Origin of the sequence: Streptomyces oryzae, from assembly GCF_017676365.1 — a bacterium.
In the GTDB taxonomy this organism is placed as follows: Bacteria; Actinomycetota; Actinomycetes; order Streptomycetales; family Streptomycetaceae; genus Streptomyces; species Streptomyces oryzae.
In genome coordinates this window covers 1-14014 of the sequence record NZ_JADKMA010000060.1, presented here as the reverse complement: position 1 = coordinate 14014, position 14014 = coordinate 1, and the positions used below count along the sequence as shown (strand labels likewise).

Below are 14014 nucleotides of genomic sequence, written 5' to 3'. Positions count from 1 at the left end.
GCATCCGCCGGGTGACGGGCGCCGAGTGAGGGCGCAACGTCACCCGCGGCGCAGCCGCAGGGCGAGGAAGGCGAGACCGAGCCCCATCAGCGTCATCCCCGTGCCGAGCGGCAGTACGGGCAGCACCTGTCCGGACGGCTGGGCGGCGACGCGGTCGTCCTGCGCCTCGTCGTCCTCGGGGTCCGCACCGTCGGACGCGTACAGGTCGTGCTTGCCGATGGACTGGCCGGGCCGGGGCGGTGCGGTGGGGTTCCCGAAGGATGAGGGGGGCCGCAGGGCGGACCGGTGGTCCGGATGGCGGCCGTTCTCGGGCCGCTGTCGCTCGTCCTGCTGCCGCCGCTGCTGCTCGTCCTGGTGCTGCTGTTCCTCGTTCTGCCGTCGCCGCTGCTGCTGCTCGCCTCTGCGCTGCTCGTCTGCTCGGCGTTCGGCTTCCTGCTGTTCGCGCCGGTGCTGCTCGCGCCGTTGCTGCTCCTGCCGGCGGGCTTCGCGGGCTTTCCGCTCTTCTCTTGCTTCCTGCTCTTCCCGTGCTTCCCGCTCCTCGCGCTCCCGGCGTGCCTCTTGTCGCTTTTCGCGGCGCTGTCGGGCTTCTTGCCGCTCGCGCTGCTGCTTCCTCTCCTCCTCCTGGTCGGCTCGTTTCTCGCGCCATTTGCCGTCGTCGGGTGCCTGGGTGTCCAGGCCGCCGGGCCGCAGGGGGCGGAAGCCGGGCTCAGGGGGCGCGGGAAGCGCAGGGGGCTCCGGGACGTCGGGGACATCCGGGATGTCCGGAACATCGGGGACGTCGGGCAGCCGGGGCGGCGAGGGCAGCTCGGGTGCGCGGACCGTTTCAGGCGGCTGGGGAAAGTCGGGTGCCGGGAGGTCGGGCGGCTCCGGGAGGGGTGCCCAGGTGCGGGTGCCAGGGCTCGTGCCGGGCGCCGTGGTGGCTCCGGGCACCGCTTGGCGCATCTCCCGCCCATGAGGGTCCTCCGCACCGGCGACAGGCGCGGGAAGGGCAAGGAGAGCGCAGGTCACCAGGGTGACAGCGGTGCTCCGTCGCTGGGTGTGCCGCACGACCGTGACCCTTCCGAGCTGGTTGGTCCGCAGACCCGACCAGCGTCACACGAAGCGACAAAGTCGGCATTTCGGGCAGGAAGAACGGGTGACGGCCCCGCTCCCGGCCGCCATGGGAGGGCGGCCGGAGCGGGGGCAACGGCGAGCCGCGACGGGACACGGCGGGCCGAGACGGGGCACTGGGAAAGGGGCGGGCGGCCGTCAGCCTCCCGTGGTGAGCAGGATCTTGCCGATATGGGTGCTCTCGTCCAGCGTGCGGTGCGCGCGGTGCGCCTCCCGCATCGGTACCGTACTGTCGATCACCGGGCGCACCCGCCCGTCCGAGAGCAGCGGCCACACGTGCTCGCGTACGGCCGCCACGATCGCCGCCTTCTCGGCCGGGGGCCGCGCCCGCAGCGAGGTGGCCGTCACCGCGCCGCGCTTGGCCAGCAGCGCGCCCAGGTTGAGCTCGCCCTTGGTGCCGCCCTGCATACCGATGACGGCCAGCCGGCCGTTCACCGCGAGCGCCTTGACGTTCCGCTCCAGGTACTTGGCGCCCATGTTGTCGAGGATCACGTCGGCGCCCGCGCCGTCGGTTGCCGAGCGCAGCTCCTGGACGAAGTCCTGCTCCCGGTAGTTGATCAGGATCTCGGCGCCCAGTTCGGCGCACCGCTGCAGCTTCTCGGCCGTGCCCGCCGTCACCGCGACCCGGGCGCCCACCGACTTGGCGAGCTGGACGGCCATGGTGCCGATGCCGCTGGAGCCGCCGTGCACCAGCAGCGTCTCCCCGGGGCGCAGGTGCGCCACCATGAAGACGTTCGACCAGACCGTGCAGGTGACCTCCGGCAGTCCGGCCGCTGTCGCGACGTCCACACCGTCCGGTACGGGCAGCAGCTGGCCGGCGGGCACCGCGACCTTCTCGGCGTAGCCTCCGCCGCCGAGCAGCGCGCACACCTGGTCGCCGACCGCCCAGCCGGACACCCCCGGGCCGACGGCCGAGATCCGGCCCGCGCACTCCAGACCGGGGTACGGGCTCGCACCCGGCGGCGGGTCGTAGAAGCCCTGGCGTTGCAGCACGTCCGCGCGGTTGACGGCGCTCGCCACGACATCGACGAGGACCTCGCCCTCCCCGGGCTCGGGGTCCGGGACCTCCGCCCAGACCAGCGCCTCGGGACCGCCGGGTTCGGGAATCGTGATCGCATGCATACGGCCGACGCTACCCGCACCCTCTTGCGCTCCTGCGGCCCTCCCGTGCCTGCGGGGGCGTCAAGCCGCGTAGGTGAAGCGGAGCTTCTGGTCCGGGGTCGGGACGTACGCCTGGTGGCAGCCGGTGCAGAACCAGAACCAGGAGTCCTCCTTGCCCGGCCCGGTCTCGCGGGTGTCCTTCCACAGGAGACGGTCAGGGCAGTTGGGGCAGGTGGGCGGCGGGTCCATCGCGTCAATCGTCACGCGCGCTTCCCGCGACGGCCCGCCAGGCGCACCAGAGTCACCTGAAGGGGTGACGACGGGACCAGAACCAGGCGAGAACGGAAGCCGCTCCGCACCGGCCCGGCCACCGGCTACCGCAACTCGCCCCGCCGGTCGTCCGGTTCGGGACGTGTGCGGGAGGCGCGGTGGATGACCACCAGCCGGTCGGTCAGCTCCAGGGTGGCGGCCTCCGGGTCGTCGAAGGCGAGTATGCGGTGGCCGCGGACCACGGAGACGACGAGGTCGGGGCAGTCGCGCGGGGAGCGGCCCGCCTCGGCCTTGGTGACGGGCCGTTCCTTGAGGTCGAGACCGGTGCCCTGCTGGATGAGGTCCTCTATCACCGAGCTGGCGTTCGGGCTGAGCATCGCCAGGCCGAGCAGCCGGCCCGCCGCACTGGCGCTGGTGATGACCTGGTCCGCGCCCGACTGCCGCAGCAGTGGTGCGTTTTCCTCCTCCCGCACCGCGGCGACGATGTTGATGCGCGGGTTGAGCTGCCGCGCCGTCAGCGTCACCAGTACCGCGGTGTCGTCCCGCTGCGCCGCGATCACTATCTGCTGGGCCCGCTGCACCTCGGCCCTGGTCAGCACCTCACTGCGGGTGGCGTCGCCCTCGACACCGGCGAACCCTTCCGCTGTGGCGGTCCTCACGGCCTGCGGGTGCGGATCGACGACGACGATCCGGTCGCGGCCCTGCCCGGTCGACAGCAGGGTCTGGACGGCCGAGCGGCCCTTGGTGCCGAACCCGACGACGACAGTGTGGTCGCGCAACGCGGCCCTCCAGCGGTTCAGGCGCCACTGCTGCCGGGTGCGGTCCGTCAGCGCCTCAAGTGTGGTGCCGATGAGGATGATCAGGAACAGCACGCGCAGCGGCGTGATGACGAGAGTGTTGACGAGCCGCGCACTGTCGGACGCCGGGGTGATGTCGCCGTAGCCGGTCGTGGAGAGCGTGACGGTCGTGTAGTAGAGGCAGTCCAGGAACGTCACGTCGTCGTCGGCGTTGTCCACATAGCCGTCCCGGTCCAGATAGACCAGCAGCACGGTCACCCACAGGACGACGAGCGCGGCCAGCAGCCGCCGTGCGACCTGCCGCTGCGGACTGACGCCGGGGCGCGGCAGCAGGACCGAACCCTGCTGCTCCCCCGTGCCACGGGCCCGGCGGCCCTCTGGCCGTATCACCACGGCAGCTCCAGTACGGGCACATCCGTGCCGGGCGCACCGCCGCCGGGCGGTACGACGGCAAGCGCGTCGCAGGAGGCCACCCCGCGCAGCATGGCCGGGCCCGAGTACCGCAGCGGCTGGATACGCGCCCGGAGGCCGGAGCCCTCGTACCGTACGGGCACCAGCCGGGTGTCGCGCGGGTGGCCGGACACCTCGGCGCCCAGTGTGGCCTCCCGGGGCTCCGGCCGGGTGCGCCCGGCCAGGGCGTGCAGCAGTGGCGCGGCCAGCGTGACGAGCCCGGAGAGTGCCGCCAGCGGATTGCCGGGCAGACCCACGAGGAACCTGCTGCGCGGCTGCTTTCCCGCGCTCTGCTGCGCCGTGGCGGGCCCCAGTGCGGCCAGCAGCATCGGGTGCCCTGGGCGGACGCGTACGCCGTGCACCAGCAGTTGGGCGTTCAGGCGGCGCAGCGTCCCCTGGAGGTGGTCGACGGGTCCTGCTGCCGTGCCGCCTGTGGTGACGACGACGTCGGCCGTCGTGCCGGCGACCGCCTCGTGCAGCGCCTCCGCGTCGTCCCCCAGCAGCCTGGTGACGGTCACCTCGGCGCCCAGAGCCGTCAGCCACGGCTCGACCATCGGCCCGAGGGCGTCCCTGATCCGGCCGTCGCGCGGCAGGCCGCGGTGCAGCAGTTCGTCGCCCAGTACGAGCACTTCGGCGCGCGGGCGCGGCACCGCGGGCAGTTCGTCGTAGCCCGCCGCGGCCGCCAGGCCGAGTACGGCCGGGGTGATGGCGAGGCCGGATTGCAGCAGTTCATCGCCTTTGCGGCACTCCTGGCCGCGCGGGCGGATGTCGGTGCCGGGCTGCGGGGGCGTGCCGGTGCGCAGCCGCGCGCCGGTCAGCCGGGCTGCCTCGGAGCGCAGCACGGCGCTGGTGCCGGGCGGGATGCGGGCGCCGGTCGCGATGCGGACCGCCGCCCCGTCGGCCAGTTGCGGCGGCTCGGAACGGTCGCCCGCCAGGATGCCGGGGCGCTCGGTGCCGTCCGCGGCCCGCGCCGGCTCCCAGGGGCCGGGGCCCGACACCGCCCAGCCGTCCATGGCGGACGTGTCGAACGGCGGCAGATCGGTGAGGGCGCGCAACGGCGCCGCCAGAGTGCGCCCCAGCGCGTGCGGGAGGGGCACGGTCTCCGCGGGGAGCGCGCTGGCCGCGGAGGACGCCAGGGCAACGGCCTCGGGCCAACTGGGCGCGGGCTTGTGCGTGCTGGGGCCGGGCTGGTTCTGCGGTCCCTGTTGCGGGCCACGCTGCGGAGTTCGGCCCTCCGAGGCAGGACCGGAGTTGCCGGTTCCGTTGCTGCTCCCGCCTTCCCCGTGGCCCGGGTGTCCCGCGGCTTGCTCGGAGGGGCGGCCGCCGGGGGGCCCTGCTGCGGAGTTCACGGCATTCCCTGTGTCCGGACCTGTGTCTGGGTGATTCTCGGGGCGCCCGGAATTCTCGCTCCACTGGATATGCCGGATGCGCTTCAGCCGCGGGGCGGGTGGCGGCTCCGGGCGGGCCCGGCCGCTGTTGGCCAGGGCGATGGCCTCGTCGAGTTCGTCGGCGCCGCTCATCGGTTGTCGGCGCTTCCGGTGTTCTCGTCGGTCTCCTCGGCCCAGCGCCGGGCGAGGCGGGCCGCCGCCTGGGCCGCCCGCGCGACGTCCTGCGCCGAACCGCCCGCCTGCGCGGCCGCGTAGCCCACCAGGAAGGTGGTGAGCGGCGCTGCGGGGCGTGCGACACCGTGCGCGGCGTCGCGGGCGAGGTCGAGCAGCGCGGAGGTGTCGACGTCGAGCTCGATGCCGAGTTCGGCCTTGACCGCGGAGATCCATTCATCCAGCACGGTTTCATGCTCCCTGATGCGGGCCCTCGCTGTGGCGATGTCGTCCCAGGTGTCGCAGTCCAGTGCGGCGGCGGTGACGGAGGGCGCGGTCACCCGGTGCAGCATCAGCCCTTGGAGCACCATGCGCAACGGCAGGCTGGACAGAGTGCCGTATTCGGTGCGCAGCAGTGCGAGTTCGCGGCGCAGCGGCTCCACCCGGTAGGCGGCCAGCAGGGGTTGGTCACGCCCGTCGTGCACGATGGCACCGTCGTATCCGCCGGGTACGGCCACCAGCGTGCGCACTGCCGACGCCGAGAGGAAGGGCAGGTCGGCGGAGACGGTCAGCACGGGGCCCTCTTGTGCGGCGGGGCGGTCCCGTGCGGAGCGCTCCAGCGCGTCCAGGCCCGCCTGGAGGGCGGCGAGCGGGCCGCCGCCGGGGGGCTCCTCGCGGGCCCACAGCACCGGGCGGTACGTGGGGTGCCGCGGGCCCACCACCACCGTGGCCGCCGCGTCCGCGCACGCCGCGAGGACGCGGTCGAGCAGCGTTCTGCCGCCGACCGTGACGGCGGGCTTGTCGGCGCCGCCCAGCCGCCGCGCGCCGCCGCCCGCGAGGACGAGGGCCGCGTACGGCCGCGGGGCGGCGTACGGGCCCCCTGCGGCGCCTTGTGCAGCCTCCGGGGGCGTCCCGGAGCCCTCCGGCGGTCCGGCGGCGGATGGTGGTTCTGGAGCCTGCGTCACGCCTCAGAGCGTACGGAACGCGGAGCCTACGGGTCACAGCATCCGCAGCAGCCTCGCCGGATGCTCCACACAGTCCGCGACATGGCGCAGGAAGCCGCCTGCCGTGCCGCCGTCGCACACCCGGTGGTCGAAGGTGAGGGACAGCTGTACGACGCTGCGGACCGCCAGTTCGTCCCCGACCACCCAGGGCTTGCGTGCGATACGGCCGACGCCGAGCATCGCGGCCTCCGGGTGGTTGATGATCGGGGTGGAGCCGTCCACGCCGAAGACCCCGTAGTTGTTCAGCGTGAACGTGCCGCCCGTCAGCTCGGCCGGGGTGAGCCTGCCGGCGCGGGCCGCCTCGGTGAGCCGGGCCATCTGAGCGGTGAGCTGTTCGGCGCTCAGCGTGTGCGCGTCGCGTACGACCGGGACGACGAGCCCTCTGTCGGTCTGCGCGGCGAATCCCAGATGGACCTCGGGCAGGACGACGATCTCCTGTGCCTTCGTGTCCACCGTCGAGTTGAGCTCGGGGAACCTGGCGAGCGCCGCCGTGCAGATGCGGCCCAGCAGTGCGAGCAGCGAGACGGCCGCCGGGGGCTCGCCGTGGCCGGGCGGGGCGTTCATCTCCTTGCGCGCGGCGAGGAGTTCGGTGGCGTCCGCGTCCACCCAGCAGCCGGCGTCCGGGATCTCGGCGCGACTGCGCGCGAACCGTTCGGCCGCCGTACCGCGCATGCCGCGCAGCGGTATCCGGCGCTCCTGCCCCTGCTGTGGCTTTTCGGCTCTCTGTTGCGCGGTGTCCGGCAGTGCTTCGTTCTGCTGCTGTGCCGCGTACTGCTGTTGCGCGTTCTGCTGCGGTGCCGCGTCCTCCCGTCCCTCCCGGACGGCGCGTTCCACATCTGCGCGCAGGATCAGCCCGTCCGGGCCGCTGCCGGTCATCCCGCGCAGTTCCAGGCCGTGTTCCCGGGCCAGGCGGCGCACCAGGGGGGAGATCACGGGGACGGTGCCATTCGTGGTGCCGCGGGCGGGGGTGCCCCGGTCGGCGGTGGACCGGGGCTCCTCCCCTGCCCCCGCACCGGGCGGCCGCAGCGCGGCCCGTGGCCGGCGGCCGGGCGGCCGCCCCGTCCCGTAGCCGACCAGCACATTGCCCGAGCCGCCCACGTGCTCCGGCTCCGGGGCAGGTTCGGGGCCGGTCTCCGCGACCCGCTCGCCGCCCCCGCTGTCCGGGCCGCCGGGCGCTTCGCCGCCCGGGCTGACCGCGACGGTGACCAGTGGTGAGCCGACGGCGACCTCGCCGCCCTCCTCGGCCGCGTGCGAGGTGACCACGCCCGCATAGGGGCAGGGGACCTCGACCAGGGCCTTGGCCGTCTCCACCTCGACCACCGGCTCGTCCACCCGCACGGTGTCGCCGACCGCGACCAGCCACCTGACGATCGTCGCCTCCGTCAGCCCCTCCCCCAGGTCCGGCAGGGCGAACTCGCGCACCTCACCCATCAGACAGCACCTCCGCGCCGGCCCTCGCCCACGCCCACGTGCTCCGTGAAACCGCTCTCCCACTGGAGCCGGGCGACAGCGTCCAGGATGCGGTCGACTCCCGGCAGATGGTGCTGCTCCAGCATCGGCGGCGGGTAGGGGATGTCGAACCCGGCGACGCGCAGTACAGGCGCCTCCAGATAGTGGAAGCAGCGCTCGGTGATGCGGGCGGCGATCTCGCCCCCAGGGCCGGCGAAACCGGGGGACTCGTGCACCACCACGGCCCGCCCCGTGCGCCGTACGGAGGCGGCGACCGTCTCCTCGTCGAACGGCACCAGGGAGCGCAGGTCGATCACCTCCAGATCCCAGCCCTCCGCGCCGTCCTCGCGCGCGCCCTCGGCGGCCTCCAGGCAGACCGGTACGGACGGGCCGTAGGTGATCAGCGTCGCCGAGCTGCCGCGGCGGCGTACGACGGCCCTGCCGACGCCAGGAACCGGCTCCGGCTGCTCCGGGTCCCAGTCGGCCTTCGACCAGTAGAGCCGTTTCGGTTCCAGGAAGACGACCGGGTCGTCGGAGGCGATGGCGGCGCGCAGCAGTCCATAGGCGTCGGCGACCGTGGCCGGGGTGACGACATGCAGCCCGGGAGTGGCCATGTAGTACGCCTCGGAGGAGTCGCTGTGGTGCTCCACGCCGCCGATGCCGCCGCCGTAGGGAACGCGAATCGTCATCGGCATGGGCATCCCGCCGCGCGTACGGTTGCGCATCCGCGAGACGTGCGAGACCAGTTGCTCGAAACCGGGGTAGGCGAACGCGTCGAACTGCATCTCCACGACCGGCCGCAGCCCGTACATCGCCATCCCGACCGCCGTGCCGAGGATGCCCGCCTCCGCCAGTGGCGTATCCGTGCACCGGTCAGGACCGAACTCCGCAGCCAGCCCGTCCGTCACCCGGAAGACCCCGCCCAGGGTGCCGACGTCCTCGCCGAAGACGTGCACATCCGGGTCGTCGGCCATCGCGTCCCGCAGGGCGCGGCGGAGCGCCTGGCCCATGGTGGCGGGTTTGCGGACCGCGGGCGCTGCGGCGGGCTGCCGCACTGCTGTGCTCATCGGGTCTCCTCCCCCGCTGCGAGCTCGGCCCGCAACTGGTCCGCCTGGTCGCGCAGTTGCGGTGTGGGCTCCGCGTAGACGTGCGCGAACAGCTGGGCCGGGTCCAGCGGCGGGTCCTGGTGCATCCGCTCGCGCAACCGGGCCGCCTGCTCCTCGGCGGCCTCCTCGGCCTCCTGTACGGCTTTCTCGTCCAGCAGTCCGCGGCTGCGCAGCTCGCGCTCCAGGAGCGTCACCGGGTCGTGCGCCCGCCACGCCTCGACCTCGCTGTCGGTGCGGTAGCGGGTCGCGTCGTCGGCGTTCGTGTGCGCCTCCAGCCGGTAGGTGACCGCCTCGACGAGGGTGGGGCCGCCGCCGGAGCGGGCGCGGGCCAGCGCCTCGCACAGCACCTCGTGCACCGCCACCGCGTCGTTGCCGTCCACCAGCCGGCCCGGCATGCCGTAGCCGACCCCCTTGTGCGCCAGGGAGGGAGCGGCGGTCTGCTTGGCGAGCGGTACGGAGATCGCGAAGCCGTTGTTCTGCACCAGGAAGACGACCGGTGCCTGCCATACGGCGGCGAAGTTGAGCGCCTCATGGAAGTCGCCCTCGCTGCTGCCGCCGTCGCCGACCAGCGCGAGCGCCGCCACCTCGTCCCCCTTGAGCCGCGCGGCGTGCGCCAGCCCCACAGCGTGCGGCAGCTGGGTGGCCAGCGGGGTGCACAGGGGCGCGACCCGGGTGGCGGGCGAGTCGTAGCCGTGGTGCCAGTCGCCGCGCAGCAGGGACAGCACCTCGACCGGGTCCAGGCCACGCGCCACGGCGGCGAGGGTGTCGCGGTAGCTGGGAAAGAGCCAGTCCTGCTCGCGCAGCGCGAGCGCGGCGGCGACCTGGCACGCCTCCTGGCCCCGCGAGGACGGGTAGACCGCGAGGCGGCCCTGCCGGGTCAGCGCCGTGGCCTGCTCGTTGAACCGCCGCCCGTGCACGACCGCGGCGTACAGCCGGCGCAGCAGCCCGGCGTCCGGCTCCGCCGCCTCCCGGTCCCCCGAAGGGGTGCCCAGGACGCGGTACGGCTCGGCGTCGGGCAGGAGCGGCGCGGCGTCCGTACGGGGACGCCACGAGGGGGGAGGCGCGGGGGCGTAGGCACCTGGCTGCTCTAGGACCGTCATGACGAGCACCTCCTCGTGGGCGGGCTGCGGCGCTGGCAGACGGGGTACGCCTGACACACCGGACTGCTGGCGCGCCGGCCTGCCGATGGCCGTACCACCGGCAGGCCGGGCCGGTGACCGAGCGGGCCACCCCTACCGATTGTTCGGTCGTCGGCACATTTTGGCTACGGGTGGCCTCAGCCTGTGGACAACTGGCCCGCAAAACCGTTCGATGTCCGCAGAGTGTCCATCCAGGGGAGGCGGAGGACCGTGCGGGGTGAACAGATGGCTGACGGGCCCGGGGAAGCGGGACAGTCCGCCGAGTGCCGCTCCGCCGCCCGCCCTCCCGTCCGGCCGCTGGACGCGATCGACCGCGACATCCTGCGGCTGCTCCGTGCGGACGGACGGGCCTCCATCCGCTCGGTGGCCGAACGTGTGCACGTCTCCCGCGCCAACGCCTACGCCCGTATCAACCGGCTGATCGACGACGGGGTGATCCGCGGCTTCAGCGCCCGCGTCGACCAGGAGCGCGCGGGCCACGGCGCCTCGGCGTACATCACCCTCAAGATCGTCCAGGACTCGTGGCGCAGCGTCCGTGAGAAGCTCCAGGAGCTGCCGGGGGCCGCCCACATGGCGCTGGTCAGCGGAGACTTCGATGTACTGCTGCTGGTGCACACCCCGGACAACAGGGCGCTGCGGGACCTGGTGCTCACCCGTATCCAGTCGATGCCCGAGGTGCTGAGCACCCGCACGCTGCTGGTCTTCGAGGAGACGGACCTGGAGCCGGGGCCGTAGCTCTCCGAGAGCCTGGGGGCCTGGGGGACCCTTGGGCCGTCGGCGTCGGGGCCTCAGCCGGTGCGCAGGCCCGCGAAGGCGGTACGGATCACGGCCTCGGCGACCTCGGCGCTGGTGCCCGCGCCGTTGTCGGGTTCGGCACCGCCCGAGGTGATGGCCTCACCCCGGTCGCCGTTGTGCGGGGCCCGGTCCGGGCGGTACCACTCGGCAATCGAGTTGATCATGCCGAAGAGCAGCCGCGTCGCCAGCCGCGCGTCCACGTCGGAACGCAGGTCACCCTCGGCCGCCGCCTGCTTGACCAGCTCGGCCACCCGCTGGTCGAACTCCCGGCGCCGGGACATCGCCCACACCTCGGTCTCGGTGTTGCCGCGCACCCGCAGCAGCAGCGTCACGTACGGCAGCTCGGCCATCAGCACCTCGACGGTACGGCGCGTGACGTGCTCCAGCCGCTCCACCGCGCGCCCCTCACACGCCCTGGGCTCCTCCAGCACGGCGAACAGGCCGTCCAGCGCCCGGCTTATACCCCGGCGCAGCAGCTCCTCCTTGCCGCGTACGTGATGGTAGATCGAGGACTTCGAGATTCCGGCCGCCTTCGACAGGTGCTCCATCGAGGTGCCGTCGTAGCCCCGCTCGTTGAACACCCGCACGGCGACGGAGAGCAGCGAGTCGGGCGTGTAGGTGTCGCGCTTGACCGTGGGCATGCGGCCGATGCTAGCCGGGCCGTCGGCAGGGCCTCGCGGGCGTCCGGCGAAGTTATCCACAGGTTCAGGGACCCCCTTGCACCGACCGATCGTTCGGTAGCAGTATCTATCACGTGACCGGCCGCGGCAAAGCCGTCGCCATCCGTATTCCGTCCCAGCTCAGCGAGGAGTTGGTCCCGCGTGACCACCGGCATCGGCACGACCACTGCCCAGCTCATCGACAAGCACCGGCCCACCCTGGACCGCGCGCTGGAAACGATCCGCAGCCGGGAGTTCTGGAGCCCGCACCCCGAGCACCCGAAGGCGTACGGCGAGGGTGCCGCCGAGGAGGGCAAGGCCGCTTTCGAGGCGCTGCGCGGCAGCCGCTTCGAGCTGCCCGGCCAGCCGGTCTCCGGCGAGTGGGTGGCCACCGAGGTGTCCCCGTACGGCTTCGAGCTGGGCATCTCCTACCCCCGCGCGGACGAGGGCGCCGTCGACGCGCTGCTGTCGGTGATGCGCGGCGGGCTGCCGGCCTGGCGCACGGCAGGGCCCGAGGCCCGTGCCGCCGTGTGTCTGGAGATCCTGGCGCGGATCAACGCCCGCACCCACGAGTTCGCCCAGGCCGTGATGCACACCAGCGGCCAGGCGTTCATGATGGCCTTCCAGGCGGGCGGCCCCCACGCACAGGACCGCGGTCTGGAAGCTGTCGCCTACGCCTACGCCGAGCAGGTACGCACCCCCGAGCGCGCCGAATGGGAAAAGCCGCAGGGCAAGCGCGAACCACTGCGGGTCACCAAGGAGTTCACCCCGGTCGGACGCGGCATCGCGCTGCTGATCGGCTGCAACACCTTCCCCACCTGGAACGGCTTCCCCGGCTTCTTCGCCTCCCTCGCCACCGGCAACGCGGTGCTGGTCAAGCCGCACCCACGGGCCGTGCTCCCGCTGGCCCTGACGGTGCGGATCGCCCGCGAGGTGCTGGCGGAGGCCGGGTTCGACGCCGATCTGGTGGCGCTGGCGGCCGAGGCGGAGGGCGACGGGATCGCCAAGGATCTGGCCACACGCCCCGAGATCCGGGTGATCGACTACACCGGAGGCTCGGCCTTCGGCGAGTGGCTGGAGGCCAACGCCCGCCAGGCGCGGGTCCACACCGAAAAAGCCGGCGTCAACACGGTCGTCATCGACTCCACCGACGACTACGAGGGCATGCTGGCCAACCTCGCCTTCTCCCTCTCCCTCTACAGCGGCCAGATGTGCACGACGCCGCAGAATCTGCTGATCCCGGCCGGCGGCATCACCACCGAGTCCGGCCCCAAGAGCTACGACGAAGTGGTGGCAGACCTCGCCACGGCCGTCGGCAAGCTGCTCGGCGACGACGCGCGGGCGGCCGCACTGCTCGGCGCCCTCGTCAACGACCAGGTACGGGAACGCCTGGAGGCGGCCCCCGCACTGGGCGAGGTGGCACTGGCCTCCCGCGCGGTGGCCCACCCGGAGTTCCCCGACGCCACCGTCCGCACCCCGGCGATCATCAAGCTGGACGCCACCAAGCCGGAAGCCGAGGCGCCGTATCAGGCCGAGTGCTTCGGCCCGGTCTCCTTCGCGGTGGCCGTCGGCTCCACGGAGGACGCGCTGGAGCTGCTGCGCAACACCCTCCAGGCCAAGGGCGCGATGACCGTCTCCGCGTACACCACCTCGCCCGAGGTGGCACGCCAGGCGGAGGAGGTCTGCTTCGACGAGCCCGCCCAGCTGTCGCTCAATCTGACGGGCGGTGTCTACGTCAACCAGACGGCCGCCTTCAGCGACTTCCACGGCTCGGGCGGCAACCCGGCAGCCAACTGCGCCCTCTGCGACGGCGACTTCGTCTCCGGCCGGTTCCGAGTCGTGGAGGTGCGGCGTATGGCGGAGAGCTGACAGCACGGCCGAGCCCCGGACAGCACAGTGCCCCCGGGGGGTGCACCCGGGGGCAGGTGAGCGGCCCTGTGAGGGCCCGGCTCTGCGGACTTACGGAGCTCAGTCGGCGGGCTGGCCCGAGGAGACGGTCAGATCGACCTTGTCCTTCTTCGGGTCGAACTCGTCGATCGAGCCGGGGCTCTGGTCCAGGACGGTGTTCTTGCCCCAGACGTTCTCGTCCTCCGTGGTCACCTCGCCGAGCTTCCACCCGGCGGCGCGCAGACACGCCTTGACGGAGGTGAGGTCCTTGATCGTGAGGTCGGGCATCAGGACCTTGCCCTTGTCGCTGTAGGACTCGGTGGCGTCGGTGCACTTCTCGGAGTCGATGGTGCGGGACTTGTCGGGGCCCTTGAAGCCGCCGGAGTCCGATCCGCCGTCATCGCCGCCGCTGTTTCCGCCCGGGTCGGTGGCCTTGGTCGGGGTGGGCTTCGGCTTCGCGGTGGGCTTGGGGTCGGGGTCGTCGCCGCCGCTGGTCAGCCCGATGATCACGAAGACCAGGGCGACGATGACCGCAACGGCGGCCAGCCCGTAGCCGGCCATGGCACCGGTCGACAGCTTCTTGCCCGAGCCGCCGCCGTTGCCCGGGCCGCCGGACGCGTTGATCGTGTAGGGCGGCGGGGTGGAAGGGCCGCCGTGCGACGCCTGCGGGTAGCCATAGCCGGGACCGGCGGCGGGGGAGGTCTGGGTG

13 protein-coding genes are annotated in these 14014 nt (G+C 73.1%); 2 read left to right on the top strand and 11 right to left on the bottom strand.

The annotated features are described in order from the left end of the window. Positions 1-39: 39 nt before the first annotated feature. The 9 genes from ITI46_RS14015 to pdhA form a co-directional block, all read right to left on the bottom strand. Positions 40-930, bottom strand: coding sequence for a hypothetical protein (locus ITI46_RS14015; RefSeq protein WP_209239862.1), 891 nt, complete (start codon positions 928-930; stop codon positions 40-42). A gap of 318 nt (positions 931-1248) precedes the next feature. Beyond that, entirely contained in the window at positions 1249-2232 is a 984-nt protein-coding gene (locus ITI46_RS14010; protein WP_209239861.1) for an NAD(P)H-quinone oxidoreductase, read from the bottom strand. A 60-nt stretch (positions 2233-2292) separates the two neighbouring features. Then, a complete protein-coding gene (locus tag ITI46_RS14005) occupies positions 2293-2475 on the bottom strand; it encodes a hypothetical protein (RefSeq protein ID WP_209239884.1) in 183 nt (60 codons plus the stop codon). Positions 2476-2585: 110 nt separating this feature from the next. Further along, positions 2586-3671, bottom strand: coding sequence for a potassium channel family protein (locus ITI46_RS14000; RefSeq protein WP_209239860.1), 1086 nt, complete (start codon positions 3669-3671; stop codon positions 2586-2588). Then, a complete protein-coding gene (locus ITI46_RS13995) occupies positions 3665-5248 on the bottom strand; it encodes a molybdopterin molybdotransferase MoeA (RefSeq protein WP_209239859.1) in 1584 nt (527 codons plus the stop codon). Before ITI46_RS13995 ends, ITI46_RS14000 begins: the two co-directional genes overlap by 7 nt. Then, positions 5245-6231 (bottom strand): DUF6457 domain-containing protein, encoded by a 987-nt coding sequence (locus ITI46_RS13990; RefSeq protein ID WP_209239858.1) that lies wholly within the window; start codon positions 6229-6231, stop codon positions 5245-5247. The genes ITI46_RS13995 and ITI46_RS13990 overlap by 4 nt, the downstream gene beginning before the upstream one ends. A gap of 33 nt (positions 6232-6264) precedes the next feature. Continuing rightward, entirely contained in the window at positions 6265-7701 is a 1437-nt protein-coding gene (locus ITI46_RS13985; RefSeq protein WP_209239857.1) for a dihydrolipoamide acetyltransferase family protein, read from the bottom strand. Then, the gene (locus ITI46_RS13980) at positions 7701-8786 is read right to left on the bottom strand and encodes an alpha-ketoacid dehydrogenase subunit beta (RefSeq protein WP_209239856.1); all 1086 of its coding nucleotides are present in this window, start codon (positions 8784-8786) and stop codon (positions 7701-7703) included. The genes ITI46_RS13985 and ITI46_RS13980 overlap by 1 nt, the downstream gene beginning before the upstream one ends. Further along, positions 8783-9925 carry a pyruvate dehydrogenase (acetyl-transferring) E1 component subunit alpha gene (gene pdhA / locus ITI46_RS13975; protein WP_209239855.1) on the bottom strand — a complete coding sequence of 381 codons (1143 nt, stop codon included), beginning with the start codon at positions 9923-9925 and terminating at the stop codon, positions 8783-8785. The genes ITI46_RS13980 and pdhA overlap by 4 nt, the downstream gene beginning before the upstream one ends. A gap of 264 nt (positions 9926-10189) precedes the next feature. On the opposite strand from pdhA, the gene ITI46_RS13970 reads away from it, so the two are divergent. Next, positions 10190-10699, top strand: a complete 510-nt coding sequence (locus ITI46_RS13970; protein WP_209239854.1) for an Lrp/AsnC family transcriptional regulator — start codon at positions 10190-10192, stop codon at positions 10697-10699. A gap of 53 nt (positions 10700-10752) precedes the next feature. Here ITI46_RS13970 and ITI46_RS13965 read toward each other — a convergent pair whose 3' ends face one another. Further along, on the bottom strand, positions 10753-11400 hold the full coding sequence (locus ITI46_RS13965) for a TetR/AcrR family transcriptional regulator (RefSeq protein ID WP_209239853.1): 648 nt from the start codon (positions 11398-11400) through the stop codon (positions 10753-10755). Positions 11401-11580: 180 nt separating this feature from the next. Between ITI46_RS13965 and paaN the strand changes: the two genes are divergently transcribed. Beyond that, positions 11581-13287: a phenylacetic acid degradation protein PaaN gene (gene paaN / locus ITI46_RS13960; RefSeq protein WP_209239852.1), complete on the top strand. Its 1707-nt coding sequence runs from the start codon at positions 11581-11583 to the stop codon at positions 13285-13287. A gap of 99 nt (positions 13288-13386) precedes the next feature. On the opposite strand, the gene ITI46_RS13955 is transcribed toward paaN, so the two are convergent. After that, the coding region (locus tag ITI46_RS13955) for a PASTA domain-containing protein (protein ID WP_209239851.1) at positions 13387-14014 on the bottom strand (628 nt) is incomplete at its 5' end.